Annotated in this window: 26 protein-coding genes and 1 riboswitch; of the genes, 3 read left to right on the top strand and 23 right to left on the bottom strand. The window is 49.5% G+C overall.

The annotated features are described in order from the left end of the window. On the top strand, positions 1–185 hold a 185-nt coding region (locus DW677_RS18520; protein WP_207658979.1), incomplete at its 5' end, for a hypothetical protein. Between the two features lie 160 nt (positions 186–345). On the opposite strand, the gene DW677_RS02070 is transcribed toward DW677_RS18520, so the two are convergent. The 10 genes from DW677_RS02070 to DW677_RS02020 all read right to left on the bottom strand — a co-directional run bounded on the left by DW677_RS02070 (position 346) and on the right by DW677_RS02020 (position 10,313). Next, complete coding sequence (locus tag DW677_RS02070; RefSeq protein WP_021904264.1) at positions 346–1,626, bottom strand: adenylosuccinate synthase; 1,281 nt, start codon at positions 1,624–1,626, stop codon at positions 346–348. Between the two features lie 360 nt (positions 1,627–1,986). After that, complete coding sequence (locus DW677_RS02065; RefSeq protein ID WP_117504039.1) at positions 1,987–2,892, bottom strand: LysR family transcriptional regulator; 906 nt, start codon at positions 2,890–2,892, stop codon at positions 1,987–1,989. After that, a complete protein-coding gene (purB, locus tag DW677_RS02060) occupies positions 2,892–4,322 on the bottom strand; it encodes an adenylosuccinate lyase (protein WP_117566398.1) in 1,431 nt (476 codons plus the stop codon). The genes DW677_RS02065 and purB overlap by 1 nt, the downstream gene beginning before the upstream one ends. Positions 4,323–4,422: 100 nt before the next feature. Next, the gene (gene purF / locus DW677_RS02055; RefSeq protein ID WP_117469441.1) at positions 4,423–5,862 is read right to left on the bottom strand and encodes an amidophosphoribosyltransferase; all 1,440 of its coding nucleotides are present in this window, start codon (positions 5,860–5,862) and stop codon (positions 4,423–4,425) included. A 105-nt stretch (positions 5,863–5,967) separates the two neighbouring features. After that, positions 5,968–6,279, bottom strand: a complete 312-nt coding sequence (locus tag DW677_RS02050; protein ID WP_117469440.1) for a hypothetical protein — start codon at positions 6,277–6,279, stop codon at positions 5,968–5,970. A gap of 345 nt (positions 6,280–6,624) precedes the next feature. Next, positions 6,625–6,960: a hypothetical protein gene (locus DW677_RS02040; RefSeq protein WP_015554237.1), complete on the bottom strand. Its 336-nt coding sequence runs from the start codon at positions 6,958–6,960 to the stop codon at positions 6,625–6,627. An 84-nt stretch (positions 6,961–7,044) separates the two neighbouring features. Further along, positions 7,045–7,797 (bottom strand): 4-hydroxy-tetrahydrodipicolinate reductase, encoded by a 753-nt coding sequence (gene dapB, locus DW677_RS02035; protein WP_117566397.1) that lies wholly within the window; start codon positions 7,795–7,797, stop codon positions 7,045–7,047. A 20-nt stretch (positions 7,798–7,817) separates the two neighbouring features. After that, on the bottom strand, positions 7,818–8,702 hold the full coding sequence (gene dapA / locus DW677_RS02030) for a 4-hydroxy-tetrahydrodipicolinate synthase (RefSeq protein ID WP_015554235.1): 885 nt from the start codon (positions 8,700–8,702) through the stop codon (positions 7,818–7,820). A 130-nt stretch (positions 8,703–8,832) separates the two neighbouring features. Further along, a riboswitch (Lysine riboswitch) is annotated at positions 8,833–9,014 on the bottom strand. 11 nt (positions 9,015–9,025) lie between these two features. Then, entirely contained in the window at positions 9,026–9,532 is a 507-nt protein-coding gene (locus DW677_RS02025) for a cob(I)yrinic acid a,c-diamide adenosyltransferase (RefSeq protein WP_015554234.1), read from the bottom strand. 142 nt (positions 9,533–9,674) lie between these two features. Continuing rightward, positions 9,675–10,313, bottom strand: a complete 639-nt coding sequence (locus DW677_RS02020; RefSeq protein WP_015554233.1) for a single-stranded DNA-binding protein — start codon at positions 10,311–10,313, stop codon at positions 9,675–9,677. A 490-nt stretch (positions 10,314–10,803) separates the two neighbouring features. Here DW677_RS02020 and DW677_RS02015 point away from each other — a divergent pair, with 490 nt between their 5' ends. Continuing rightward, positions 10,804–11,655: a YihY/virulence factor BrkB family protein gene (locus tag DW677_RS02015; RefSeq protein ID WP_117504033.1), complete on the top strand. Its 852-nt coding sequence runs from the start codon at positions 10,804–10,806 to the stop codon at positions 11,653–11,655. A 17-nt stretch (positions 11,656–11,672) separates the two neighbouring features. Here DW677_RS02015 and DW677_RS02010 read toward each other — a convergent pair whose 3' ends face one another. The 9 genes from DW677_RS02010 to ruvA all read right to left on the bottom strand — a co-directional run bounded on the left by DW677_RS02010 (position 11,673) and on the right by ruvA (position 22,163). Further along, complete coding sequence (locus DW677_RS02010; protein ID WP_015554232.1) at positions 11,673–12,479, bottom strand: amidohydrolase family protein; 807 nt, start codon at positions 12,477–12,479, stop codon at positions 11,673–11,675. A 69-nt stretch (positions 12,480–12,548) separates the two neighbouring features. Next, positions 12,549–13,001: an NUDIX hydrolase gene (locus DW677_RS02005; protein ID WP_117469623.1), complete on the bottom strand. Its 453-nt coding sequence runs from the start codon at positions 12,999–13,001 to the stop codon at positions 12,549–12,551. Positions 13,002–13,412: 411 nt separating this feature from the next. Then, complete coding sequence (gene galE / locus DW677_RS02000) at positions 13,413–14,429, bottom strand: UDP-glucose 4-epimerase GalE (RefSeq protein ID WP_015554230.1); 1,017 nt, start codon at positions 14,427–14,429, stop codon at positions 13,413–13,415. Positions 14,430–14,823: 394 nt separating this feature from the next. Then, positions 14,824–16,254: a penicillin-binding transpeptidase domain-containing protein gene (locus tag DW677_RS01990; RefSeq protein ID WP_242990508.1), complete on the bottom strand. Its 1,431-nt coding sequence runs from the start codon at positions 16,252–16,254 to the stop codon at positions 14,824–14,826. Continuing rightward, a complete protein-coding gene (locus tag DW677_RS01985) occupies positions 16,241–17,575 on the bottom strand; it encodes an FtsW/RodA/SpoVE family cell cycle protein (RefSeq protein ID WP_117566396.1) in 1,335 nt (444 codons plus the stop codon). Before DW677_RS01985 ends, DW677_RS01990 begins: the two co-directional genes overlap by 14 nt. A gap of 10 nt (positions 17,576–17,585) precedes the next feature. Next, positions 17,586–19,805 (bottom strand): U32 family peptidase, encoded by a 2,220-nt coding sequence (locus DW677_RS01980; RefSeq protein WP_117483227.1) that lies wholly within the window; start codon positions 19,803–19,805, stop codon positions 17,586–17,588. A gap of 10 nt (positions 19,806–19,815) precedes the next feature. Beyond that, complete coding sequence (locus DW677_RS01975) at positions 19,816–20,148, bottom strand: cell division protein ZapA (protein WP_015554226.1); 333 nt, start codon at positions 20,146–20,148, stop codon at positions 19,816–19,818. A gap of 191 nt (positions 20,149–20,339) precedes the next feature. Then, a complete protein-coding gene (ruvB, locus tag DW677_RS01970; RefSeq protein ID WP_117469434.1) occupies positions 20,340–21,338 on the bottom strand; it encodes a Holliday junction branch migration DNA helicase RuvB in 999 nt (332 codons plus the stop codon). 207 nt (positions 21,339–21,545) lie between these two features. Further along, complete coding sequence (gene ruvA, locus DW677_RS01965) at positions 21,546–22,163, bottom strand: Holliday junction branch migration protein RuvA (protein ID WP_117469433.1); 618 nt, start codon at positions 22,161–22,163, stop codon at positions 21,546–21,548. A gap of 320 nt (positions 22,164–22,483) precedes the next feature. Here ruvA and DW677_RS01960 point away from each other — a divergent pair, with 320 nt between their 5' ends. Further along, the gene (locus DW677_RS01960; RefSeq protein ID WP_117566395.1) at positions 22,484–23,563 is read left to right on the top strand and encodes a ribonuclease H-like domain-containing protein; all 1,080 of its coding nucleotides are present in this window, start codon (positions 22,484–22,486) and stop codon (positions 23,561–23,563) included. 137 nt (positions 23,564–23,700) lie between these two features. Here DW677_RS01960 and DW677_RS01955 read toward each other — a convergent pair whose 3' ends face one another. From DW677_RS01955 to DW677_RS01940, 4 genes are all read right to left on the bottom strand, one after another. After that, positions 23,701–24,282 (bottom strand): DUF5662 family protein, encoded by a 582-nt coding sequence (locus DW677_RS01955; RefSeq protein ID WP_117566394.1) that lies wholly within the window; start codon positions 24,280–24,282, stop codon positions 23,701–23,703. 3 nt (positions 24,283–24,285) lie between these two features. Beyond that, on the bottom strand, positions 24,286–25,170 hold the full coding sequence (gene hslO / locus DW677_RS01950) for an Hsp33 family molecular chaperone HslO (RefSeq protein WP_117566393.1): 885 nt from the start codon (positions 25,168–25,170) through the stop codon (positions 24,286–24,288). A 3-nt stretch (positions 25,171–25,173) separates the two neighbouring features. Further along, positions 25,174–25,935 carry a class I SAM-dependent methyltransferase gene (locus DW677_RS01945; protein WP_117483232.1) on the bottom strand — a complete coding sequence of 254 codons (762 nt, stop codon included), beginning with the start codon at positions 25,933–25,935 and terminating at the stop codon, positions 25,174–25,176. Between the two features lie 81 nt (positions 25,936–26,016). Beyond that, positions 26,017–26,532 carry an SEC-C metal-binding domain-containing protein gene (locus DW677_RS01940; RefSeq protein WP_117469428.1) on the bottom strand — a complete coding sequence of 172 codons (516 nt, stop codon included), beginning with the start codon at positions 26,530–26,532 and terminating at the stop codon, positions 26,017–26,019. Between the last annotated feature and the right edge of the window lie 179 nt (positions 26,533–26,711).

Below are 26,711 nucleotides of genomic sequence, written 5' to 3'. Positions count from 1 at the left end.
GAAAAGGCAAGGGAAAGAAATTGGGGGTTCCGAATATGGTTACAGTTCAGCCATGCGCTGGTTTGAATGAGAAAGTGTGTTGCAAGCTTGCTTGCATAAGCACTTTTTCATCCAAATCAGCATATGGTGGAACCACCAAGCTTCTTGTTTTCATGAATATGAAAACAAGAAGATGTAATGGCTGAACTGTAACAGGATTTTGCCGATGCTTCGCATTCCGAATCGGCAAAATCCACTACCACCACTGTATTGTACGGAATTTTCAGTTCAGAAAATTCCTACCCATGAAAAGTAACATCTGCTCCACAGGGAGCTTTCCCCGCTTCTGCATCCTGCATCTTCAAATTACTTTCTCATAATGATCTCGTCTCTTCCCGGACCATTGGAAACCATCGTGATCGGCACTCCGATCTCCTCCTCGATCGTCTCGATATATTTCTTGCAGTTCTCCGGAAGATCCTCATAGTTCTTGATTCCACGGATCTCACACTTCCAGCCCGGAAGAGTCTTGTATACCGGTTTTGCTTTCTCAAGCTCCGGAGTTGTCGGGAAGTCTTTTGTTACCTTTCCATCGATCTCATAGCCTACGCAGATATGAAGCTCGTCAAGATATCCTAAAACGTCGAGAACCGTGAGGGCAACCTCTGTGGATCCCTGGATCTGTACGCCATATCTTGATGCGACTGCATCGAACCATCCCATTCTTCTCGGGCGGCCTGTCGTCGCACCGAACTCACCGCCGTCACCGCCGCGGCGTCTTAACTCGTCTGCCTCTTCACCGAAGATCTCGCTGACAAACGCACCTGCGCCGACTGCGCTGGAGTAAGCCTTAACGACTGTTGTGATGTTCTTGATCTCGTACGGCGGGATGCCTGCGCCAATCGCGCCGTATGCAGCCAGTGTGGAAGAAGATGTAACCATCGGGTAGATACCGTGATCCGGATCCTTTAAGGAACCGAGCTGGCCCTCTAAGAGGACATTTTTTCCTGCCTTGATCGCATCGCGAAGGTATTTGGATGTGTCGCATACATACGGAGCGACCATCTCCTTATACTCCATAAGTGTATTGAAGATCTCCTTCGGATCAAGAGCCGGCTGATGATATAAATGCTCTAACATCACATTTTTCAGTGTGCAGACATTTTCGATCTTATCCATCAGTTCCTTCTCATCACCGAATAACTCGTTGACCTGGAAACCGATCTTTGCGTATTTATCAGAATAGAACGGAGCAATTCCGGACTTTGTGGAGCCAAAGGACTTACCTGCCAGACGCGCTTCCTCATAAGTATCGAATAAAATGTGGTACGGCATTAAGATCTGTGCTCTGTCGGACACAAGGATCTTCGGCATCGGAACGCCCTGGCTTGTCAGGTCGTTTAATTCTTTAACAAGGAACGGGATGTTTAATGCCACGCCGTTTCCGATGATGCTTGTTGTATGATTATAGAATACACCTGACGGAAGAAGATGAAGGGCAAATTTTCCGTAATTGTTGATAATTGTGTGACCAGCGTTACTGCCGCCCTGGAAACGGACAATAATGTCGGATTCCTTTGCAAGCATATCTGTGATCTTACCTTTTCCCTCATCGCCCCAGTTGGCGCCTACGATTGCTCTAACCATGTTCTAATATCCTCCTTTGGACGTTTAAACGGAATGCGCGTTCCGCATCCCGGCGTCTTACGCGGTTGTACGTGTCATACTCATGACACTCCCATAGTTTACAACAAAATCATCCATAAGTAAAGACAATATTTATTATGAAGTCCATAATGTCTAATTATGGTTACAGCACACGGGCACTCCATGCCCGCGTACTGTAACAGGATTTTGCCGATGCTTCGCATTCCGAATCGGCAAAATCCGCGGCCATAACAGTATCTTACGGAATTTTCAGTTCAGAAAATTCCTACCCATGAAAAGTAACTAATTATGCACTGCAATTCATACAGGGCACGAACTACAGACGGAAAACATTTTATCCTATACTTTTCGTTCCCTTAAGACCTCTAAGAACCTCTCCCCTGCCGGGGAAATCGGCACCTTCTTATCCGTCACGACGCAGATCTCCCGCTCCGGCATCATCTCCCGGAAGGCGAGCTCGAAGAGCTCCCCGCTCTCGATCTTCTCCTTTGCGAACTCTTCCATCACGCAGCCGATCCCCATGTTCCGGATCGCGAACTGGACGATCATATCGCTGGTGGCCAGCTCAAACTCCGGTTCCAGAATGATCCCCCTCTGTTCCAAAAAACGGTCCATGAACTTTCTGGTACTCGTATCCTTTTCCAGGAAGATACATGGCAGGTGTTCCAGCTCCCTGTACTCCATTCTCTTTCCCTTTAATGTCCAAAACTTATTTCCAGCCACAAAGGTATTCCGGATCTTCTTCACCTCAAAGGATTCCACCTCCGGTCTTGCGTCAAAAGGCGTGCTCACCACACCGAAATCGATCTTTCCCTCGTACAGGGACTCGATGGTCTCCGGTGTCGGCGCATTTGACACCATGACCTTGATATTCGGGTAGCGCTCATGGAAAGTCTCAAGGTACGGGAGCAGGTAAAACTGCAGTGTCATATCGCTGGCACCGATCCTCACCTCTCCCATGTCCATATCCACAAGACGTTTTAACATCTCCTCACCGTCCATGAGGTTTTCCATCCCGCGCTCCACATATGGATACAGAAGCTTTCCCTCTGTGGTGAGCCGCACACCCTTCTGGGTCCGAAGAAAAAGCTTTGTGTTCAGCGCTTTTTCCAGCTGCTTGATCGCCTGACTCGCCGCAGGCTGGGAAATGCAGAGCGCCTCTGCTGCAGCGGTAATGCTGCCGAGGCGCCCTACATAGTAAAATACTTTATAATATTCCGTGCTGATGCTGCTCGCATGATCCATTATACGTTGATCTCCGCTTTCACTCCGAGAAGATCCGCGTTTTCTTTTAAGATCGGGCGGACAACCTCATCCAGGAACTCATCTACCTGCTTCGGTGCGCGTCCGACGTACTTCTTCGGATCCATCGTCTTCTTTAACTCATCAAGGCTTAAATTGAAGGACGGATCTGCCGCGATAAGCTCTAAGAGATTGTTGTCCTTTCCTTCCACTTTGACGTTCTTTCCTGCCTCCATGGAGAGCTCACGGATGCGCTCATGGAGTTCCTGTCTGTCTCCGCCGGCTTTTACCGCATCCATCATGATATTCTCGGTCGCCATAAACGGAAGCTCTGCCATTAAGTGTTTCTCGATCACCTTCGGATATACCACAAGACCGTCGACAACGTTTAAGTAGAGGTCCAGGATGCCGTCGATCGCTAAGAATCCTTCCGGAATGGAAAGACGCTTGTTCGCGGAGTCATCCAGAGTACGCTCGAACCACTGGGTGGAGGCAACAAGCATCGGGTTCATCATATCAGACATCACATAGTTCGCCAAGGACGCGATACGCTCACTTCTCATCGGGTTTCTCTTATATGCCATAGCGGAGGAACCGATCTGGTTCTTCTCAAACGGCTCTTCCACTTCTTTTAAGTGCTGGAGAAGACGGATGTCGTTGGAGAACTTATGGGCGCTCTGGGCGATTCCGGCAAGAACGGAAAGCACACGGCTGTCGATTTTTCTGGAATATGTCTGACCGGATACCGGGTAGCACTGGGAGAATCCCATCTTTGCGGCGATCCGTCTGTCTGCCTCGCGGCACTTCTCATGATCTCCGTCAAAGAGCTCTAAGAAGCTTGCCTGGGTACCTGTAGTTCCCTTGGAACCAAGTAATTTCATGAAACCGATCACATGGTCAAGATCCTCAAGGTCAAGGCAGAGTTCCTGCAACCATAAGGTCGCACGCTTTCCTACGGTTGTCGGCTGGGCCGGCTGGAAGTGTGTGAATGCCAGTGTCGGGAGCTCTTTATACTTATCAGCGAAATCAGAAAGTTCTTTCATCACATTGATGAGTTTTTTTCTGACAAGCTTTAATGCCTCCGTCATCAGGATGATGTCGGTGTTGTCTCCAACGTAGCAGGATGTGGCACCGAGGTGGATGATTCCTTTTGCCTTCGGGCACTGGAGTCCGTAAGCGTATACGTGGGACATCACATCGTGGCGGACAAGCTTCTCTCTCGCCTTCGCCTCCTCAAAGTTGATATCCTCGGCATGTGCCTTTAACTCTTCGATCTGCTCATCTGTGATCGGAAGACCGAGTTCTTTTTCTGTCTCGGCTAATGCGATCCATAATTTTCTCCATGTGCGGAATTTCTTCTCCGGAGAGAAAATATACTGCATTTCCTTGCTTGCATATCGCTCAGAGAGCGGGCTCTGGTATCTGTCGTTCATGACAAAATCCTCTTTTCTAATTCAATGTTTTTCTAATTCAATATATTTTCACGAATTCTCCGCCAACTGCGGAGCTTTGTGGAACGTTGAATTTCCCTGATTATTTTTCATAACTTCCGCGGATATCTTCTTCCGGCGGATCCACCGGATACTCTCCGGAGAAGCAGGCCGTACAGATCGGAAGTCCGTTTGCCATTTCACTTAAGCGCTCCATCTTTAAGTACGCTAACGAATCTGCTCCGATCACCTTGCAGATCTCATCCACGGTACGTTTGTGGGCGATGAGCTGCTCGCTGGACGGGATATCGGTTCCGAAATAGCACGGATAGAGGAACGGCGGTGCGGAAATTCTCATATGTACTTCCTTTGCTCCTGCCTCACGCAGCATATCCACGATCAGGTTGCTGGTGGTTCCGCGGACGATGGAGTCGTCGATCATAACGACACGCTTTCCTTCTACTGCTTCTTTTAATACATTCAGTTTGATCCGGACCGCAGACTCACGGCTGCTCTGGCCCGGCTTAATAAAGGTTCTTCCCACATAGGAGTTCTTTACAAAGGCCATCGCGTAAGGGATGCCGGATTCCATGGAATATCCAAGGGCTGCTGCATTTCCGGACTCCGGAACACCCACAACAATGTCCGCGTCTACCGGTGAATCCTTTGCGAGGCAGCGACCTGCGTAGATTCTGGAGTGGTAAACTCCGACGCCGTCAAAGACGCTGTCCGGTCTTGCAAAGTAAATATATTCAAAAATACATCTCGCCTCTTTTTTCGGGTCATGCATCATGAGATTGGACTTGATGCCATCCTTATTGATCGTCACGATCTCGCCCGGAAGCACATCGCGGACGAAGGTAGCACCGATCGTGTCAAGCGCGCATGTCTCGGAGGTCAGGATATAGGCATTATCACGCTTTCCGATACAGAGCGGCTTGAATCCCTGCGGATCGCGGGCACCGATGAGTTTTCTCGGGCTGCTGATCACAAGGGAATAGGCGCCCTTGATCTTCTTCATAGCGTTTGCCACGGCTTCCTCAGCGGTTCCCACCTTACAGCGCTCTCTCGCGATGTGATAGGCGATGACCTCAGAGTCGATCGTGGTCTGGAAAATCGCTCCGTCGTAAGCGAGTTCTCTGCGAAGCTCCGGCGCATTGACAAGGTTTCCGTTGTGTGCCAGTGCCAGCGTTCCCTTCACATAATTTAAAACGAGCGGCTGTGTATTCTCGATGGTGCTGCTTCCGGCAGTCGAATACCGGACATGGCCGACACCGATGTTTCCTTTTAATTTTTCCAGCTTCTCTGACGTGAATACTTCGTTGCAGAGTCCCATCCCCTTACAGGCATTGACAACACCTTTCGGTCCGTATGTATCGCTCACCGCGATTCCGCAGCTTTCCTGTCCGCGGTGCTGTAATGCGAACAATCCGTAATAAATGGTTGATGCAACATCATTTCCGTCCAGATCGTACATTCCGAAAACGCCGCACTCCTCATGCAGCTCGTCTGTTCCCCAGTCTAAAGTAAGTGATTTCTCCATAAATGCTTTTCATCCTCTGATTTATAAGTTTTTGCGATAAAACAGCAGTGTTTCAGTAGAAATTATAATACATAGCCTATGGAAAATCAAGAAGAAGTTCCTCTCTCAAGGAGTCCTGTGGACTTCTTTGTGAAACCAGAACAAATTTCCGGCCCCTTTTTCGATCCCTATACCATAAATTTCCCCCTCCGTCTCAGAGGCGGTCCCATCTGGAATCCCTGTTTCAATATCCGGCACCAGGTATGTCTTCTCTGTCATCCTGGAGCACGCACAGGAATACGCGAGCCAGAGGAGTTCCAGCAGTAAAAGGATCCTCGCTGTCTTTACAGCAGCTCTTCTTATCTTTTCCCTTCGGTACCCGTGTCTCCACGGATGGTATGGATGGTACAGATAGCGGATGGCGTTCACTCCTTTCAAAATTCAGGCTGATACTTTTCCACGACTTTTGATAAGTTTTTTCAAGATGTACTCTTATTATATCTGTTTTCGCATATTTTCACAACAGGAAAACTTGTTATCGTTACATTTTAGTTGCTGTGACGGGTAGGAATTTTCTAAACTGAAAATTCCGTACAATACAGTGATAGCAGTGGATTTTGGTGATTTGGAGTGCGAAGCATCGGCAAAATCACGATGCAAAAGAAACAGGGAAATGATCTTCATACCCGTCCTGCAGATCATTTCCCCGCTGTCCTGTCTTTCCGGCTCTTTCTGCCGTGTTGAGTTTCATTCCCCGGCAGTCCTGGATTCCGGTCCGGATATTTAGTTTGCCTTGGTGGTCTCCCCAGCAGTGCCGTTCGCTCCCGCCGCAGTAGTTCCTGACATGCCGGTGACATCGTCCGTCAGGTTGTGGATGCCGTCACCCACGTCATCCACCATATCCCGGAGCACACCGCCACTCTCCCCGGCTGTCTGGGACGGCGCGTTCGTGCTCTGGTTTGTGCCGTTTGTCTGTCTCTCCATTGTGGTTCCCGCTCCCGCGCTCCCCGTATCCGGGGCTGTGGTCATATTATTTCCGTTCCCTCTTCCGCAGGCTGTGATGATTGCCGCGGTCATAATGAGAAGCGCGCATGCTCTGATCCATCTGATTTTTCCCATAAAAATAATCTCCTTTCTACGGCTATTATGTGCCATAGAAAGGAGAAGTATTTTGGAAAAAAATGTATAAAACTTTAACCTCTATCAACCGACCACATCAGCCATATCGTAAAGTCCTGCCGGCTTTCCTGCGAGGAATTTTGCAGCCTCCACAGCTCCCTTTGCGAAAATCTCGCGGGAATAAGCGGTGTGTGTGAAGGTGATGACCTCGTCGCGGCCCGCGAACATAATATCATGCTCACCGACGATGGTGCCGCCGCGCATTGCCTGGATTCCGATCTCCTTTGGATCTCTTGCGACACGCTCGGAGGAACGGTCATATTTATAATGATAGCTGTTGTCGAGGCTCTCATTGATGGCATCAGCAAGGGCGATGGCGGTTCCACTCGGGGCGTCGATCTTGCGGTTGTGGTGCTTCTCTAAGATCTCGATGTCAAATCCTGCTGCCGCAAGGACCGGAGCGATCTCTTTCAATGTCTTCATGAGAAGGTTGATTCCGATGGACATATTTGCGGAGCGAAGGACTGCGTCCACCTTGCTCGCCTCTTTCACATGGTTTAACTGGTCCTCAGAAAGTCCTGTGGTGCATAAAACCACAGGAACCTTCTTCATCTCGCAGTAGTCCAACAGTCCGTCAACCGCCTTTGCGGTGGAAAAATCGATGATGACATCTGCCTCCGGGCATTCGTCGAGGGACTTAAATACCGGGTATCCGGCATAGTTTTCTGTGTTCATATCCACGCCTGCAACGATCTCGATCGCGTCATCCTTGGAAATAATGTCCGTGATCACATGACCCATCACGCCGTGGCAGCCATTCATAATTGCTCTGATCATGTTTTTCTCCTCGTATTTTATTACAGGATACCGAAATCCTGCATTGCTTTCTTTAATACTTCCTGGTGCTGCGGCTCCATCACTGTAAGCGGAAGTCTCGGCTCGCCTACGTTCTTGCCCATTAAGTTAAGCGCAGCTTTTACCGGAATCGGATTTACTTCGGAGAACAGGGCCTCGATCAGCGGCATTGCCTTTAACTGAATGCGTCTGCTGGCCTCGATATTGCCCTTGAAGAACTCTGCGCACATGTCATGTGTCTGCTTCGGAGCTACGTTGGAGAGAACGGAGATCACACCCTTTCCGCCGAGAGCCAACATCGGAACGACCTGATCATCGTTTCCGGAGTATACATCCACATAGCCGCCGGAGAGCTGAAGGATCTTCGCTGCTGCGGAGAAGTTTCCACTCGCTTCCTTGACACCCACAATATTCTCCACATGCCTGCAGAGATCAACGATGGTCTCCGGTGCGATATTCACGCCTGTACGGCTCGGTACGTTGTAGAGGATCGCCGGGATCTTGATGGAGTTGGCGATCTTTGTGAAGTGGGCCTTTAAACCGTTCTGGGTCGCTTTATTATAGTACGGGGAAACTAAGAGAACGCCGTCTGCTCCTGCCTCTTCGGCCTCAACAGAAAGCTCAACTGCTGTCTGTGTGCAGTTGGAACCTGTTCCGGCAACCACCGGGATTCTTCCGTTTACGACCTCACATACGAAGCGGATCACCTGAATGTGCTCCTCCTCAGATGTTGTCGCGGACTCGCCTGTTGTTCCCATTGCTACGATACAGTCTGTTCCAGCCGCGATCTGTTCCTCGATCAGGCTTTCCAGTACTTCATAATTTACCGTTCCATTTTCCTTAAATGGCGTTACAAGTGCTACGCCGGCTCCTTCAAAAATAGCCATCATGCGTCCTCCTCTTTATTATGTAAAAATTAAATGTCTAAGATAGATTGCGCTCTTTTGCGGAACAAAGAATCCTGTTTCACAAAAAAAGGAGCTGAAATCAAATAAGATGTCAGCTCCCGGATCTTTCAGATTAAGCAGCCCTCCATCTTTTTTCTAAAGATGACAGTCATACGGTTCTTCGCCGCATGCCCAGAAACGGGAGCCTTAGGGATTCACTTCCTGTCTCTTCGGCGCCATCCCCTTTTCTCCGGCAGCCATTTCCCATTATCTGCCGGTCTACTCATGTCAGGCGCAACCTCTACTTATCATTTATGGTATCATCATTCCTGATGATTGTCAACGTCAATGTTTTCCATCCGTGAAATATCGGTTACATATTCTTCAATACCTTCCGGACACACGCGCCCGGTCATGACCAGCTCAGTCTCCTCATCTCTTGACTCAAGAAAACTCTGGAATTCTTCCTTCGAGATAATTCCCTGATCCACGATTCCAAGAATCTCATCCAGGATCAGGACATCGCACTCACCGGTCGTCATCACCTTTCTTGCGAAATTGAAGCCGTTTCGCATGTTCATCAGTTCCTCGTGCTTCTGATCTTCCGGAAGGTCCTCAAACCGCTCTTTGGAGTGCTCAAAACGGAAGAATTTGAGATCCGGCTCGAGACGCTTCAGGACGTCTGCCGCTCCTTCTCCCAGCATACCTTTCAAGAACTGTACCATAATGACCCTTTTTCCGCGGAAAACGCCCATCATTGCGTATCCCAATGCCGATGCGGATTTTCCGTATCCCGGTCCGCAGATCACACGGACTCTGTCACTTGCCATGATCATTCCCTCACTTTGTGTATACCGTTAGCTGAAGCTTTTTAAGGCTTCTATTATGCTATATTATCACATCTCTATCCTGTTTGCAAGAGATTTGCCTGTCTGTCAAAGTTGCCCTCCCTGATGTCTTTAATATGTATTTCTACGACTCCGCATGATCCGCACATTCAAGCTTACTGACGGAGACTTCATAGGCCACACGCTTCTCGCACTCCGTCTCGCTGACCTTTTTCGTGTACTCCCTGCTCTGGACACGGCCCCAGATGAGGATCCTTGTTCCGACGCCAAATCCTGAGGCGTATCTGGCATTGCGGCCCCAGGCGATGCATGGGATATAGTCTGACTTGCCATACGGGCGGTTCACTGCTACTAAAAGGTCTGCGATCTCCCTTCCTAATGGCGTCTTCCGGTAGACCGGTTCTTTACAGATATATCCGTCCAGAAAGATCTGGTTCGTTTTCGTGTAGTCCGTGAACTCCTCCATAAAGCGGACCTCTCTGACAAACACGGACAATACCAGACGGTTCTTCGTCCCCTCGTGGCGGTTGTAGGACCGGAACTGACCGGAGGCCTCCATGGTGCAGCCCTGGTAATCCTTCGTCACATCGATCAGACGCTCTGATATCATAAGCGGAATAATGTCCGCCTGCTCACTCAAACGGTTCACGAGAAGATCCACAAGATAAAAGCCCTCCCCAAACACGGCATGGCTGAATGTGAATCCTGAAACGATCGTTCCAATTACGGTTACTTTGTTGTTTTCCATTCCTTTTTCTGTCATAGTATTTTCTCCTTTTTGATTGTTTTTTCCGCTATACGGCTTTTACCGTATATCTGTATGTAATTAGAACGTAAATTAGAACGGCTTTGTGTCATGTCTTTTCAGGTTTTTATCGACGGAAATCCCGGATTTTTTCGGTATTTCGGCATGATCTTCTATTTTTTCTCAATACAGTGGTGGCAGTGTTACTGTACACGGGTAGGAATTTTCTGAACTGAAAATTCCGTACAATACAGTGGTGGTAGTGGATTTTGCCGATTCGGAATGCGAAGCATCGGCAAAATCAGTTACTGTTTGCGCAAAGCGTGAACAGTAACGTGGCAGTGGATTCTGCCGCATGCTGTTTTTTTACCACTCTTGTTATTTTTCTCTCTTCATGTTAATATTTTATGATGTTGAGGTCAAAAAGTCTTTTGACCTCTCTGATATAGAAAGAAAGGGCATGACCGACAGGATACCTCCTTCGCGGTTATGGAAAGGTCAGGATCTTATGCTTCGCCTGCTACTCTTCGGACGACAGGTCTATTTGAAATATTCCATGGACGAAATGTCCGTTTATGCCGCACAGGCCTCATTTTTCATCATCATGGCGGCGTTCCCGTTTTTTATGGTGCTTCTGGCCCTGATCCAGGTGGCCCCCATGATCCATGAGGCAGATCTTCTGCGTTTTCTGCTGCCTGCGATCCCGGGCCGGTTCCAGGGGCTTTTGATCTATCTCCTGGACAGCCTGCACTCCGATTCCCCGGCAGCGCTGATCTCTGTGACTGCTCTTGCGGCGGTCTGGTCCGCGGCAAAGGGAATGCTCGGGATCGAAAAGGGCTTAAACCGGGTATTCGGCGTCACATCGCCGCGAAATTATATCCTTCGCAGGGCCCTCTGCAGCGTTTATACCCTGGCATTCTCCCTGATGTGTGTGACGAGCCTTGCGCTCCTCGTATTCGGAAGCTTCCTGCAGGAGATGCTGTTAAAATGGTTCCCGGCCCTGTCCTATCTCTCCGGGATGATCTCCCTGGGACGCGGACTTGTGATGTTTATCATGCTGATGATCTTTTTCACCGCCATCTACACGGCACTTCCGCACCGGAGGCTCTCGATCTGCGGCCAGATCCCGGGAGCCATGTTTTCCGCCGCCGGATGGGCACTCACTTCCCTGGCATTTTCCGTTTACTTCCGGTATTTCGGCACATACGCTGTCACGTACGGAAGTTTGACTGCGGTGATCCTTTTTATGCTGTGGCTTTATGTCTCGATCTGCATCCTGTTTGTGGGGGCGGAGATCAACTGGTTTTTGCTGTTTTATAAAGAAAAGATCATGTCGATAAAAGAAAACGGACTGCCCTGATCAGGCAGTCCATTTTCTTATAATCCGTAGATTCTTTTCGCATTTTCATAAAAGACCTTCCCCCACTCCTCCTCAGGAATCAGCCATTTTACGACTTCGATGTAGTCTCCGTAGTTGGCTAACGGCCAGTCTGTTCCGAACATGAACTTTTCATACTGGCTGCAGTAGGAGATCCAGGTCTTTAAGGCATCAAAATATCCTCTCTGCTGCTCTAAAAGCTTCGGGAAATCGATCTTCCCCTCCAGAAGGCCGGAGAGATCCGTCATCACGTTCTCATTTTTCTCCACGACAGCCGCCGCGTCCAGGAGCCACGGATTGCCGAAATGGCACATGACAAAGTTTACATCCGGATGACGGACTGCCGCCTCGTCCAAGGTCAGCGGATGACTGTATTTTAAGTAGGCGCGGGAACCAGCTGTCTGGCCCATGTGGATCGCCACAGGCTTTTTGTACGCCTTTGCGAGATCATAGAGCGGCTCGTACACCTCATCCGTCACATACATCTTGTTGTATCCGGGATAGAGTTTGATTCCGACACAGGTATCCCGCTTTAAGTTCTCCTCCACCTGATCCAGGCTCTTCTTTTTGTCCTCGCTCACGAGAAAATCACGGTCGATCCCCACACAGTACCTTAGGAATTCCGGGTAGGAATGATCCACCGGGTCCACGCCCCGGTTTCCCATGACGACTCCTCCCTCAATATTGTATTTCTGATAGACCGCCCTTAAGTCTTCCTCTGTATTTTTATGTTCCGCCCGCACCGCGATCTCCTGGAAGTAGGGATTTTCCGGCACAAAGTGAAGATGTGCGTCGATGATCTTCATAGTCTCGCTCCTTAAGTCAATATACAGGAAAAACCCCTGTTTTAAGGGGTTTTCCTCCGTTTACGGGGCCTAGAAGTATTTCTTACTGCCCCACAGATTACACCGTTTCAGATCCAGATATTCGTGATAGGCTTTCTCCAGAATCTGCTTCTCATTTGAGAATTTCAGAAGGTGGTACGCCTCATAATATTTGTAATATCCGGAATCTACGAAGTATTCTTCGCGCTGTGGTTTACTGTAATAACTGTCCGCCATCATTAAATACCAGTGGACTTCCTTTTCCACCGTATCCTGCGGCGTGTTAAATGAATACTGGCTCTTTCCGATGTACTTAATGATCTGGGCCTGGACCCCGGTCTCCTCCTTCACCTCTCTGAGAGCCGTTTCTTTAAACTCTTCTCCTGCTTCCACAGTTCCTTTCGGTAAGACCCAGCCTTCGTACTTGTTTCTGTAGTTCTTATAGAGAACCAGGATCTTGCCGCGAAATATAACCACACCGCCGCAGCTCGTTGCTTCTATCATTGCAATTCCTCCTGACAGGCATTCAAGGGATTCCGCCCGAAAGCAGATTCCGCAGGTGTGTTTTTTACTGAGTTTAGTATACTTCTTTTTACCCGTGTTTGCAACCACGTTTTCACTCGCAGAAATTTCCATAATGTGTTACAGTACACGGGCACTCCATGCCCGCGCACTGTAACAGGATTTTGCCGATGCTTCGCATTCCGAATCGGCAAAATCCACTACCCCCACTGTATTGTACGGAATTTTCAGTTCAGAAAATTCCTACCCATGAAAAGTAACCATAAGATATCTTCAGAAGGCCGATCATATATTTCACTGCGGTCCACACCTTACGCCGAAACAGAAAAACTCCGGCAGACCATACATCCGCCGGAGTTTCCTGTCTATGACCAAAGTTCAGTCATTCATTTTTTATGAACGATAACCATTCGGATTCTTGGACTGCCAGTTCCATGCGTCACGGCACATATCGTCGAGGTTTCTCTTTGCCTCCCAGCCAAGCTCCACCTTTGCCTTTGTAGCATCGGAATAGCATGTCGCGATATCGCCTGCACGGCGCGGTTTGATCACATACGGGATCTCTTTTCCAACCGCCTTGGAAAAAGCGTGGATCACGTCAAGAACGCTGTATCCGTGACCTGTTCCGAGATTATAGATATATACCGCCGGCTTATCATCAAATTTCTTTAATGCCTTTACATGGCCTTCCGCAAGATCCATCACATGGATATAGTCGCGGACACCCGTTCCGTCCGGTGTATCGTAATCGTTTCCGAATACGCCCACCTCTTTCAACTTTCCGATGGCAACCTGGGTGATGTACGGTGTCAGGTTGTTCGGGATTCCCTCCGGATCCTCTCCGATCAGACCGCTCTCATGAGCTCCCACCGGATTGAAGTAACGGAGCAGGATCACATTCCACTCCGGGTCTGCCTTCTGCATATCGGTAAGGATTTGCTCCAGCATACTCTTTGTCTGTCCGTACGGGTTTGTGCACTGTCCCTTCGGGCACTCCTCTGTGATCGGAACGAAAGCCGGATCTCCGTAAACGGTAGCGGAGGAGCTGAAGATGATCTTCTTCACGCCATGTTTTCTCATCACATCGAGAAGGATCAATGTACCGGTAATATTGTTGTGGTAGTATTCCCACGGCTTTGCGACTGATTCGCCAACAGCCTTTAATCCAGCAAAGTGGATCACTGCGTCGATCTTCTCCGCATCAAAGATCTTTTCCATCGCATCACGATCCAGCATATCTGCCTTGTAGAATGTCAGATCCTTTCCTGTGAGCTTCTTTACACGGTTTAATGCTTCTTCCGACGCATTGTAAAGATTATCAAAGACAACGACCTCATGTCCCTGTTCCAGAAGTGCCAGGCATGTATGGCTTCCGATATATCCTGCGCCGCCGGTTACTAAAATTCTCATGATGAACCCTCCCATGAATTTTGCCGTTCTGAGATACGGTTATTATTTCGGATCCTTTTCCCCGGATCCTGTCCTCGTTATCATTTTAACACTGCCCGTAATAAAAGAAAATATCATTTTTCTTTTATTCAATACAGATTTCTTTTTTTACAGTAATTTTGTTACAGTTCAGCCATTACATCTTCTTGTTTTCATATTCATGAAAACAAGAAGCTTGGTGGTTCCACCATATGCTGATTTGGATGAAAAAGTGCTTATGCAAGCAAGCTTGCAACACACTTTCTCATTCAAACCAGCGCATGGCTGAACTGTAACGTAATTTTCTCCGCATACAGCACTTTTTCAGTTCCTCAGACACGTCCCGTATCTTACAGGCATATTTCCAAAAAGCACTCTACTGAAGCCATGCATCAAACAATTTCGCCGCGATCGGTGCTGCCGTATGCCCGCCGGAGCCGCCTTCCTCCACGATAACGCATACCGCGATCTTCGGATCATCCGCCGGTGCGAAACCGACAAACCATGCGTGAGTCTCTTTTCCCTTGTCGAATTCTGCGGATCCTGTCTTCCCTGCCACCTGGTAGGAATCCCGTTTCAGTGCGGATCCCGTTCCCACATTGACCACCTGTACCATCAGGTTCTTTAAGGCATCCGCCTCGTTCGGGACCATCAGCTCTCCTGCCACAGACGGGGAAAACTTCCGGATCACATCACCGCCGGAATTTTCCACATGATCCATCAGATACGGTTTCATTAAGATTCCGCCGTTTGCGATCGCCGCGGTGATCAGAAGATTGTGCATCGGGGACATCAATGTCTGTCCCTGTCCGATACTTGTCTGAAGCACTTCCCATGTCTCCGCATCCGGCTGCATGGAGAAGGTACTCTTATTGTACGGAATATCGAGAGGCAGGCTTCTGTTGAATAAAAGCTGCTCTGCAAGGTTCCGGTAGCTCGTCAGCTCAAGCTCTGTGCCGAGGTTCGCGAACGCTCCGTTGCAGGAATTTGCAAATGCCTGGGTGAAATCCTGGGATCCGTGTGCCTTCTTGTGATAGCACTGGATCTTGTTGTTCTCGAATGAAAAAATTCCACTGCAGTCATAGTGATAGTCATTGTACGCGCTCGGATGTTCTCTCATATACTCCAGGGCTGTGACGATTTTAAAGGTGGATCCCGGCGGGTAGAGTCCCTGAGTCGCGCGGTTTAACAGTCTCGCCTCCGTACTGTCCCCGTTTACGAGATCATTCCAGTTTGCCGCCACCTTATTCGGGTCGAAGGACGGCTTTGAAACCATGCAGAGGATCTTTCCGGTATCCGGCTCGATGGCGATGACCGCGCCCCGGTTCTTTCCGAAAGCATCCGATGCGATCTGCTGCAGATTTACATTCAGGGTCGTCACCACGTTGTCCCCAATGCTCTTTCTTCCCATGATCTCATCGGCGGTCTGCTCGATGAGGTTCGTGTGAGATCTCAAAAGGTCAAAGTTTGCCAGGGATTCGATTCCTGTCTTTCCCACCGTCGAATATCCTACCGCATGGGCAAACAGGCTGCCGTATGGGTATTCCCGCACCTCGGTACCGTTGGAATCCGTCGCCGTAACGGTCTTTGCAAGCACAGTCCCGTCATCCGCCAGGATCTTGCCGCGGGTGACCCGGTCCTGGAAAATAGTGGCTCTGGCGTTATACGGATTATCGATCACCGTATCGCTCTTTACCACGAGAAAATATCCCACATAGATTCCCATTGCGAGAAATAAAAATATTGCTGCATACACAAACCAGAGGATATTCCGGTTTGCCTTCGGATTCGGTTTACTCTTCTTCACTGGAATTCTCCTCCTCCTCTTCTTCCCCGCGTTTTAAGACATAAAGTCCCTGGATGACCTGGAATATGATAAAGGTCGAGACGATGGAGCTGCCGCCATAGCTCACAAGAGGCAGCGTCACACCGGTGGACGGGATAAACTTCGTCACCCCGCCGATAGTCAGAAATACCTGGGTAATATAAACACTTCCAAGTCCAAACGCGATCAGTTTATAGAACATCGCCTGCATCTTTATCGCGATCAGCATAAACTGCATATAACAGCCAAGGCATAAAAACAGGACGCAGAGCGCATAGAGTGCCCCCATCTCCTCGGAGATCGCCGCGAAAACGAAATCCTTGTCCACAACCGGGATCTTCTCCGGCATGCCCCGGTAAAGACCCATTCCGAACCATCCGCCTGTTCCGATGGCAAACAGCGCCTGTGCCACCTGGTAGCCCTTGTTTGCGATATCAGACCAGGGATCCGCCCAGGCCTCCACACGCCGTCTCACATGTGGGAACAGATAGTAAGCCGCAACCGCCGCCAGGGATCCGCCCGCAATGCCGGCGCCGAACCAGAGATAGCTGGATGTGGCAACAAAAAGCATCGTCATGTAGGCGACGAAAAAGATCAATGCGCTTCCAAGGTCCTTTGAAAGCACAAGCACCAACACATGAAGTGCCGCCACGACGGTGGTCTTTATGATCGTCTCCCTGTCCGTGGACTGGTAGAACATGGCTGCCACGAAGAACACAAAACTGATCTTCACAAACTCAGACGGCTGTACTGTAAATCCACCGAAGGAGAGGGAAAGCTGTGCGCCGTAGGAAGTATTTCCGATGACGCAGACCACTCCCAAAAGTACCAGCCCGAGTATTCCATAGACCCATGGGAACGTCACAAGCTGCCATACCCGGTCGATGATAAACGGGATGATCCAGGTGATCACCGCTGCCGCCGCCACGATCACGAACTGTCTCATAGCCCGGTCAGGGTTCAGCCTTGTGAGGATAATAAATCCCGTCGCCAAAAGCGTACACATATTGTTGACGAGCAGTCTGGAACTGTTCCTGTAAAACAGTCTCGTAAGGTAAATGTACAGCAGGAAAAATACCACCTGCGCACCGTAAAAGGCTAACATCGTCACAGATTCCGTGTTCAGCCAGATCAGGATATTCGCCAGAAAGTGCAGCATAAACATGCACACAAGCTGGCGTCCGCAGACGCGGTTTTTTCCCTCCTCATCCCGCATGGAAAAGAAGCGGAAATTGTAATAGGTATCCATGGCGATCAGAAGGATCATCAAGTATCTGGATATCTGTATGATCAGATTAGTCAATAATTATCACCTACTCCACTCCGCGCTTAAAGTGTCCGCGCGTAAACTGATTCCTTAAAACTGGCGGCTCCGCCGCTTTTTCACTCATTCCGTATTCCTCAAAGAACGCGTCCAGGATCTCGCCCGCCGCAGCTGGTTCCTCCACCGTGAAGTTCAGGCGGACCGCATTCGGCTTAAGTCCTGTGACCTGTTCGGAGAGTCCTAAAAGGGAAAGCGGCGCAGAATTGTAGATCGTATTGTAACAGAAACGACACTGGTTTACCACCGGGAACCGCATGTCCTTGCGGTCCTTTAACCACATGATTTCCGACTTTCCGGAACATCCAAGCGTTGTTTTTCTGATACACTGGGCGGAGATCATCATCGGAAGATACCCGTATACGATCATCTCTCCCTGAACACCAGAATCCCGGATCTCTCTCTCGTTTAACTCCACAGGGATCGTCAATCGGTCTGCCCCATACCGCTCCATCGCCGCTCCCGCAAGGTGGTTCCAGGAATACATTCCCTGGTCGAAGTACATAGGAAGTTCAATTCCTGCTTCCCGGAGGAATCCCGGTTCTTCCATGGAACCGATACCAAGCGCGTCAAAACCGGCACTCGTTAAAAGCTCCATCTGCTTTCTGAAGTACTGTTCCGCCTCTTTCCGGAAGATCCTCGGCATCATAAGATAACACCGGACTCCCGCCTCATGACAGCGGTCCGCAAGCTTCTTCCACTCCTGGGCGTCAAAGCTCTCCGCCGCAAGATAAATTCCGTATGATCTTTCGGACAGCTTCCGGTACATCTTAAATTTCCCGAGAACCATCTCAAACTGCTGTTTCGTCTGGACAAAGACAGTAAATTCCGGTCTTTCTTCCAAATCAGCCTTTTCAGGCGCTCTCTCTTCTTCCTTTGTCGGTGGAACAGAACTGTTTCTCCGGTATCCGGAAAGGATCTCGTCCTGAAGCTTCTCCAGGACCTCGCGGCGCATCTTATTTAATGCCTGCACCGGCATAAACACATTTCCCTCACACTCCACGGTAAGGTCCGTGAACGTAAACATGGAATCACCGGTCTTTGAGAGCTGTTTTCTGATGCGCTCCGCGTCCATCGGGGCATTCTTTGCCTCCTCGGCGGGCTGGGATTCCTCCCAGGCTGTATTTCCCGCCGTATCCGACACGGAGCAATATCCCGGTTTTCCGACCGCGATGTACGCGCTTCCCGTCACAGGGATCTTCTTTTCCACATTCACATACGTGCGGTCCAGATAGTCGAAAAGTTCCTGGTCCACGTCGCGGTACTCCGGCTTTTCCTTTAAGACCACCATGTCCCGTCCGTTGTGGGTGTGGTAATAGCCCTGGGACTGTCCGCCCCGGTCGAAAAGAGCCAGCAGGGCATCCCTGTCTGCCTTCTCCACATGGTATCCGGCACGCCCCTCCTTCAAGTAGAGGTCCACGTATTTCCGGTAGATACTTACAACTCCTGCCGTGTAGCGCGGACTCTTCATGCGTCCCTCGATCTTTAAGGAACAGACACCCGCTTCCAGGATATCCGGGATCAGATCCAGGGTACAGAGATCCTTTAAGCTTAAGATATATTTTTCATTCTTTTTATTGACATATTTTCCGTTCTGCTCTGCGTCAAAAGGCAGACGGCAGGTCTGTGCGCACCGGCCCCGGTTTCCGCTCCGTCCGCCGATCAGGCTGGAAAACAGGCACTGGCCGGAATAGCAGTAACAGAGGGCACCGTGAACGAAGGTCTCCACCTCCAGACCCGTATCATCATAGATCTCACGGATCTCCTTTAAGGAAAGTTCTCTCGCCGGAACCACACGGACAGCGCCAAGGGCTTTCAGGTCTCTCGCGCTGTATTTCCCTGTCACCGTCATCTGGGTGCTGATGTGGACCGGAAGATCCGGGAAATGTTTCCGGATGTAGGTGAGCGCTCCCATATCCTGAACTAAAACGGCATCCAGTCCCGCCTCATAGTACGGTTTCAGATAGGAATACAGATCTGACATCTCTTTTTCCTTCACGAGCGTGTTGACCGTCATATAAATCCTGCATCCGTGAAGATGCATGAAGTTGATGGCTTTCACCATCGTCTCCTCATCCAGGTTGTTCGCGTAGGCACGGGCACCGAACCGGCTTCCGCCGATATAGACCGCGTCCGCTCCCGCGTTCACCGCCGCCACCATACTCTCGTAGGAACCGGCCGGTGCGAGTATCTCAACCGTTCTGTTTTTCATATTCTCTCCTTTATTCCGCCTTCTTCTCCGCGGATTCCTGCTTCATCTGAAGACCGATCAGCTCATGCTTTAAGCTGTAGATCTCCTTCTCCATCTCATCCTTCTGGCTGCGCAGCATCATCGCCTCCTGAAGTGTCTTAAAATAATCGTCCGCCAGGTTCAAATAGATCATGACTTCCTGGTAATCCTTATTCTGTCTCGTAAATCCCGGCTGTGCCTTTAAAACGGCGATCTTCTCATTAATATAGGCAGCCACCTTCTGCAGGTACTCCGGATCCTCCGCTCCTCCCAGCGTGTAGACATTTCCATTGATCAGCACTTCCGTATAGTTCTTCTCATCCATTTCTAATTCCTCACTTCTTTTGCATAACCGTCCGCCTGTTTTCCAGCCTGTACTCCCTCACGGCTCCACACGATCGATCCACAGATCCGCCGGACAGTTATCATCTATATAAAAATTGTCATTTTTTCTCTATCGTACAGATTTTTCAATTCAGAAAATTCCTGCCTGTATACTGCAGCAAATGTTTTTTTCTATTTCGCCGCATCCAGCCCAAGGTGCTTGTAGGCCAAATCCGTCGCCATTCTTCCTCTCGGCGTGCGCATAATAAGTCCGTTCATCAATAAATACGGCTCATACACGTCTTCCAGTGTCCCGGAATCCTCTCCGATAGACGCCGCCAGCGTCTCAAGTCCCACCGGACCACCGGAAAATTTCTGGATCAGGGTGAGAAGCAGGGTCCGGTCATTATTGTCGAGACCAAGCTTGTCCACATCCAGGATATCCAGGGCAAAATCCGCCACATGTCTCGTGATCACACCGTCGTATTTTACCTGTGCAAAGTCCCTCACTCTCTTTAAGAGGCGGTTTGCCAGTCTCGGCGTTCCCCTGGACCTTCTTGCGATCTCAAAAGCTCCTTCCTCGTCGATCTCAACGCCCAGGACCTTTGCGGAGCGTTTTACGATCACGCAGAGTTCCTCCGGTGTATAAAATTCCAGCCTCTGGATCACACCAAAACGGTCCCGGAGCGGAGCTGTTAAAAGTCCCACTCTCGTTGTTGCTCCCACAAGTGTAAATTTCGGAAGATCCAGTCGGATCGAGCGGGCGGATGAATCCTTTCCAAGCATGATATCGATGGCAAAATCTTCCATCGCCGGATACAGGACTTCCTCCACCTGGCGGTTCAACCTGTGGATCTCATCCACAAACAGGACATCTCCCTCCTGGAGATTGTTTAAGATCGCAGCCATCTCTCCCGGCTTCTCGATCGCCGGCCCGGAGGTCACCTTTAAGTTCACCCCCATCTCGTTCGCGATGATTCCGCAGAGCGTTGTCTTTCCAAGGCCCGGCGGGCCGTAAAAAAGCACATGATCCAACGCCTCCCCGCGGCTCTTTGCCGCATCGATAAAGACCTTCAGCGTGGACTTTATCTTCTCCTGACCGATATAATCTTTTAAGTACTGTGGGCGCAGGGTCCCCTCTATTTTTTTGTCTTCCTCAGTTTCTTCGGTCGTAATGATTTTTCGGCTCATAACATTTCCTATCTATTTCTCCTATCAGACAGCCGTCTCCGGCTGCCATTTTTACAAAGTTTCGTAACGATTCAGTACCCTCACAGTTACGCGCAAAAATCCATTCTAAATCGGCTGTGCCGATAGGATTTTTGCCTTCTAGTCTAAGTTTTCTTACGGTCAGCGCAGTAAATGCGCAGACCTACCGAATAGTTACAAAGTTTCATCCTATAAGAATGCCAGATGCTTTAACGCGCCCTTCAGCACGTCCTCGGAAGTCATACCTTCTGTGATCGCAACCTTCTTTACTGCGGTCTGCGCCTCGGACGCGGAATAACCGAGGGCCGTAAGCGCTTCCACAGCCTCTTTTCCAGCTTCCGCCATTCCAGAGAGATCCGTTTTCGGGCTCTCCTCCAGATCTGCACCTGCAAATAATACGTCTTCTGCTTTTATTTTATCTTTGAGATCCAGGATGATCCTCTGGGCTGTCTTTGCCCCGACGCCGGGCGCCTTCGAGATTGCCTTCGCGTCACCGGAGATTACAGCCAGACGCAGCACATCCGGTTTCAGCGCGGAGAGGATTCCCAGGGCACTCTTCGGACCGACCCCGTTCACCCCGATCAGCTGGCGGAACATCTCAAGATCCTGCCTTGAGAGGAATCCGAAAAGACTCATTCCATCCTCACGCACGGAAAAATACGTGTAGATCTTCACTTCCTCCCCAAGACCCGGAAGCTCCCCGAGGACCGATGACGGAATAAAGATCCGGTAGCCAATATTTCCCGCCTCAACAACGACGGAATCTTCCCTCTTTTCTTCCAAAGGACCGCGTATATATGAAATCACTGAATGAACCTCCCTTTTCCTCATCATGTCATGATGCATGTCGTAATCATACCATAGCCGCCATTTAAGTGCAAGTGGAACCGCCGCGAGAATCGAACATATTTTCGATTTAGCTGTTTTTTGAAATATCTTCCCGGAAAACGCCGCCAGGCTTCTCCTTCGTTGACTTTCCATGTTTTCGCGGGTATAATCAGAAAACACGGAAGCAAAAATTCTTCCGCCTGTTCCATTCATGATTTGCCATATGCAGTTTTCCGAGCAGTCACCAGCATTTTTATGAACCCCAGGCGGATCAGCAATATAAGTATAAGGACTATCACATGATCACTATAGAAAAAACATTCCCTGGCACCATCGCCTATCCGTTGGAGCGCCTTGGCGATCCGGAAAAGCTTGTCTTTTTTGATATCGAGACCACCGGCTTCTCCGCCGACTACAACACCGTATATCTCATCGGCTGTATCTGGCCGGAGGGAGACCATCTCCGCTTCATCCAGTGGTTTGCAGACACGAAAGCCGCGGAGGCCGATGTCCTGACCGCATTTTTTTACTTTATAAAGGATTTTCGCACTCTCGTCCACTTTAACGGGGACATGTTCGATATTCCTTTTGTCACGAAGCGCGCCAAGGCCTTAAAGCTCACCCCCGCCTTTGACAGCGTGGAAAGCGTCGATATCTTCCGCCGGATCAAGCCCTTTAAGAAGCTCCTTGGTCTGCCGGACATGAAGCAGAAGACCATCGAGCGCTTTCTTAAGATCGGACGCAAGGACCTCTATAACGGCGGCGAGCTCATCGAAGTCTACCTGGACTATCTGAGGACTCACGATCAGGAAGAAAAACATCTTCTTCTCCTCCACAATGAGGACGACTTAAAGGGAATGCCTTCTCTCCTTCCCGTCCTCTTCTATCCTGACTTTTTCGCCCAGGATTTCACCCTGGACGCGGTGCGGGAAGCTCCCGGCGAGACAGACCGGCTGATCCTCTCCCTCTCAGGGGACCCGGTGACGATCCTTCCGTCCCCGGTGGCTGCCTCCGTCCCCGCCTACGCTTTACGGGCAGACAAAGACCGGATGGAGCTTTCCATCCGGGTCTACAAAGGTACATTAAAATATTATTATCCGAACTATAAGGATTACTACTATCTGATCTACGAGGATACCGCGATCCACAAGAGTGTCGGCGAATTTGTCGACAAGGACGCCCGGATCAAGGCGACAAAGGAGACCTGCTACACAAAGAAGGACGGCACCTTTCTCCCCCAGCCCGCAGATATCTGGGTGCCGGAATTCAAGACCTCCTGCAAGGATAAAACAGGATTCTTCGAAGTCCGGAAAGACTGCTTCTCCGATGTGGAAAAGCTGAACCGGTATATAAAAGAGATCTTCTCATTTCTCAAATAAAACCCGCTAATCCAGTATCTTCACACATCAGCCCTGCCGCCTGCGTCAGCTGCAGACGGCAGCGGTTGTGCTGCAAATCTCATTCAATGCGAAAACGTGCTTAGACACATTCCTGCACCGGACGCGAGTGCTTATTTCTAGTAATCCCCGTCCTTAAGAAGCTTCCTGATATATGCAAACGTCTTTCTCTCTCCCTTTTCCTTCAACATCAGCAGGATCTTATCCAGACATGCCTTCGTCTCCGGATGCATGACGATATATTCCTTATTTCTGGAAAAATATGTGTAGGGCGCCGCGTCCGTGTAGTTCTTTCCCTGGTAGATCTTCGAGGCCGCGATCCGGTCCATGACCATCTCCGCCAGGTAATTCACCGGCATCTTCACGCCGACGATCTTCCAGTGGTCCTCCGCTGTGGACACATCGGTCCAGTACTCGAAGTGGTGTTTATTTCTTCCTTTGTGATGAAGCCATGCGGAGGAATATCCCTTTTCTTCCTTCTCCGCCGCGTTGGGACTTCTCGTTCCCTGGTAATACTTCACGCCGGTCTTAAATTCCTCCCAGGAATACTTCGACATATCATGAAGCAGCCCCTGCTTAAAAAGTCCTACTTTAAAACATCCCGCCATAACCACCAGCTTGTGATGCGTGATGGTCAGGAAGTGATGCCAGGCGTTGTGGAGCAGCCGTTTTTCTTCTTCATTTAATTTAACAGAATTCATTTTTTACTCTCTCGTTGCCTTCTTAAGCATATCTCCCAGCTCATCCACAGAGAACTTATAGTGCTTATTGCAGAACTGGCAGTTGACCTCGATCTCCTTGCCCTCGTCGATCATGTCCTGGATCTCTTTTTTCCCGATGCTGATGATCGCCTTTTCCACCCTGGAGCGCTCACAGTCGCAGTGAAACTGCACCGGCATTTTTGTTAAGATCTCAAGTCCAAACTCACCGAGGATATCTGTCAGGATCTCCTCCGGAGTCTTTCCTGCATCCAGTATGGCTGTAATGGACGAGATTCCGGAGAGCTTTGTCTCGAGCTTGTCAATGATCTCATCGGAAGCGCCCGGAAGAAGCTGGATGATAAAGCCGCCTGCCTGACGGACCGTGTTGTCCTTATTCATTAGAACACCGAGGGCAACGGAGGACGGAACCTGCTCAGATGTGGCAAAATAGTAGGTCAGATCTTCCGCGATCTCACCTGTGACGAGCTGTGTCTGTCCCACATACGGCTCTTTTAAGCCAATATCCTTGATAACGCTCAAAACACCAAGGTCCAGGGAACCGCCGACATCGAGTTTTCCCTGTGCATTCGGCGGAAGCATTACATCCGGATTGAACGCATATCCTTTCACATCTCCATGGCCATTGGCTGTGACAAGAAGTCCGCCCAGCGGACCGCTTCCCTCAATTCTAAGTGTTAAAAGGTCCTTCTCCCCTTTTAAGTCAGCGCCCATCATGGCAGCTGCTGTCATGAGACGTCCTAAGGCAGCCGTAGCCACCGGGCTTGTGTTGTGGGCGTTCTTTGCGTTCTCCACCATATCTCTTGTCGTTGCAGCAAAGGCGCGGATCTGTCCCTCCGCAGCCGTCGCACGGATCATATAATCGTTCATGCTCTATTTCCTTTCTTTTCCATATTCTCTCGCGATCACATAAATACGTTCGCTGTCCTCCCGCGGCGGATTCTTCGTAAATGCATCGTAGGCGGCAACAAATTCCATTCCCGCTTCGTGGATGGCACTCTTCACCTCTTCCAGGGAATAAGCCCGCTGATAATGTGTCTCATGGTACTTTCGGAAGAGATCCCCATCCTCACGGACAAAGATCGACAGATCATAGATATTGATCTGCTCCTCCTCATCGTACTGGTTGTCCCAGATAAAGCTGGAGTCATCCCGGTCTTCCGCGATCGTGTTGTCTCCCATGATCTCCCGGTATTTGTACTCCGTATTCATGTCGAAGATAAACACTCCGCCCGGATCCAGGTAATTGTTAACCAGGCGGAATACTTCTGTCAGATCCTCCGGCTCTAAAATATAATTCATACAGTCACAGATGGAGACCACCGCCGCCACCGTGCCATAAAGTTCAAATTCCCGCATATCCTGACAGAGATACAAAATATCTTTTCCGGACTGTTCCTTCTTTTCCAGGGCAAGCTCCAGCATCTCCTCGGAGTTGTCCACGCCGATCATATCATAACCAGCGTCCGCGAGAAGCTCCGTGAGACTTCCCGTTCCACATCCGAGATCGAGAAGAAGTCCCTCCGTAACCCCCTGTTCCTTTAAAAGCCCTGTCAGATATTCACACCATTCTTCATATGGAATATTATCCATGAAAGTGTCATAGACAGCTGCAAAACCTGTATATGCCTGCATTTTATCTCCTTGATCAGCCTCAGTCCGCGTACAATAATGAAAAAGCCACTACCCGCAATAGGTAATGGCTTACGTTTCATCTTATGCGTTGCGGCCGCAGCACTTTTTGTACTTCTTTCCGCTTCCGCACGGACACGGATCGTTCGGGTAGATCTTGTGGCCTTCGCGGCGTACGGTTCCGGAAGCTTTCTGCTTCTTGTAAAGCTCGGTTCTTGTCTCAGCGGAAAGGATCTCAGACCACTGCGGAAGCTCATAGAGCCAGGAAGCCTTAGCTTCTACCATATTGTAGTAAAGCTTTTCCGGATCGATCTCAATCTTAACAACGGTATCCTCTGCCATTGTGTCGATCGGGTTCTCATATCCCTTTAAGCTCTCATTGATTCCATCAAGGAAACCAGTCATAACGAGAACTTCTGTGCCATACTTCTCAGCAAGTTCTTTTACAGTTCCCTCAACAACTTCTGTCGGGTTGGAAAGGATCTTCTCGTAGATGCCTTTTTCGATCGTAAAATAGTTTGTCCAGAGTTCTTCTTTCTTTTTATCATCGAGACCATCGCCGTAAGCGAGGCTTCTCCATGTTTCAAGTAATGTTGCCATATCAGTTCCATCCTTTTCGTATACTGTTTCTATTTCTTTTCCGCACCATCCATTTTCAAAAGGGCAGACTGGTACAGAAAACGTCTAATGCACATTATAACATAGGATATTTTTTCTGTAAACAGGAAAATTTTTTGTGCATTGGAAATATTAAATGTGACAGGTCCGGTACGTGTTCT

Source organism: Clostridium sp. AM25-23AC (genome assembly GCF_003435125.1).
Lineage (GTDB): Bacteria > Bacillota > Clostridia > Lachnospirales > Lachnospiraceae > Pilosibacter > Pilosibacter fragilis.
This window is presented reverse-complemented; position numbering and strand designations above follow the sequence as displayed.

Bases quoted from the DNA above. Each gene is read 5' to 3' on its own strand.
- ruvB (WP_117469434.1), bottom strand. From the start codon at position 21,338: ATGAGCCGAAAAATCATTACGACCGAAGAAACTGAGGAAGACAAAAAA.
- DW677_RS01955 (WP_117566394.1), bottom strand. From the start codon at position 24,282: ATGAATTCTGTTAAATTAAATGAAGAAGAAAAACGGCTGCTCCACAAC.
- DW677_RS02015 (WP_117504033.1), top strand. From the start codon at position 10,804: ATGCTTCGCCTGCTACTCTTCGGACGACAGGTCTATTTGAAATATTCC.
- DW677_RS01940 (WP_117469428.1), bottom strand. From the start codon at position 26,532: ATGGCAACATTACTTGAAACATGGAGAAGCCTCGCTTACGGCGATGGT.
- dapB (WP_117566397.1), bottom strand. From the start codon at position 7,797: ATGATCAGAGCAATTATGAATGGCTGCCACGGCGTGATGGGTCATGTG.
- purF (WP_117469441.1), bottom strand. From the start codon at position 5,862: ATGGAGAAATCACTTACTTTAGACTGGGGAACAGACGAGCTGCATGAG.
- dapA (WP_015554235.1), bottom strand. From the start codon at position 8,702: ATGGCTATTTTTGAAGGAGCCGGCGTAGCACTTGTAACGCCATTTAAG.
- DW677_RS02070 (WP_021904264.1), bottom strand. From the start codon at position 1,626: ATGGTTAGAGCAATCGTAGGCGCCAACTGGGGCGATGAGGGAAAAGGT.
- hslO (WP_117566393.1), bottom strand. From the start codon at position 25,170: ATGAACGATTATATGATCCGTGCGACGGCTGCGGAGGGACAGATCCGC.
- DW677_RS01980 (WP_117483227.1), bottom strand. From the start codon at position 19,805: ATGAAAAACAGAACGGTTGAGATACTCGCACCGGCCGGTTCCTACGAG.
- DW677_RS02005 (WP_117469623.1), bottom strand. From the start codon at position 13,001: ATGATAGAAGCAACGAGCTGCGGCGGTGTGGTTATATTTCGCGGCAAG.
- DW677_RS02040 (WP_015554237.1), bottom strand. From the start codon at position 6,960: ATGGGAAAAATCAGATGGATCAGAGCATGCGCGCTTCTCATTATGACC.
- purB (WP_117566398.1), bottom strand. From the start codon at position 4,322: ATGAACGACAGATACCAGAGCCCGCTCTCTGAGCGATATGCAAGCAAG.
- DW677_RS01975 (WP_015554226.1), bottom strand. From the start codon at position 20,148: ATGGATGAGAAGAACTATACGGAAGTGCTGATCAATGGAAATGTCTAC.
- DW677_RS02065 (WP_117504039.1), bottom strand. From the start codon at position 2,892: ATGGATCATGCGAGCAGCATCAGCACGGAATATTATAAAGTATTTTAC.
- DW677_RS02020 (WP_015554233.1), bottom strand. From the start codon at position 10,313: ATGACAGAAAAAGGAATGGAAAACAACAAAGTAACCGTAATTGGAACG.
- DW677_RS01945 (WP_117483232.1), bottom strand. From the start codon at position 25,935: ATGCAGGCATATACAGGTTTTGCAGCTGTCTATGACACTTTCATGGAT.
- DW677_RS01960 (WP_117566395.1), top strand. From the start codon at position 22,484: ATGATCACTATAGAAAAAACATTCCCTGGCACCATCGCCTATCCGTTG.
- DW677_RS02010 (WP_015554232.1), bottom strand. From the start codon at position 12,479: ATGAAGATCATCGACGCACATCTTCACTTTGTGCCGGAAAATCCCTAC.
- DW677_RS02025 (WP_015554234.1), bottom strand. From the start codon at position 9,532: ATGGCAAGTGACAGAGTCCGTGTGATCTGCGGACCGGGATACGGAAAA.
- galE (WP_015554230.1), bottom strand. From the start codon at position 14,429: ATGAGAATTTTAGTAACCGGCGGCGCAGGATATATCGGAAGCCATACA.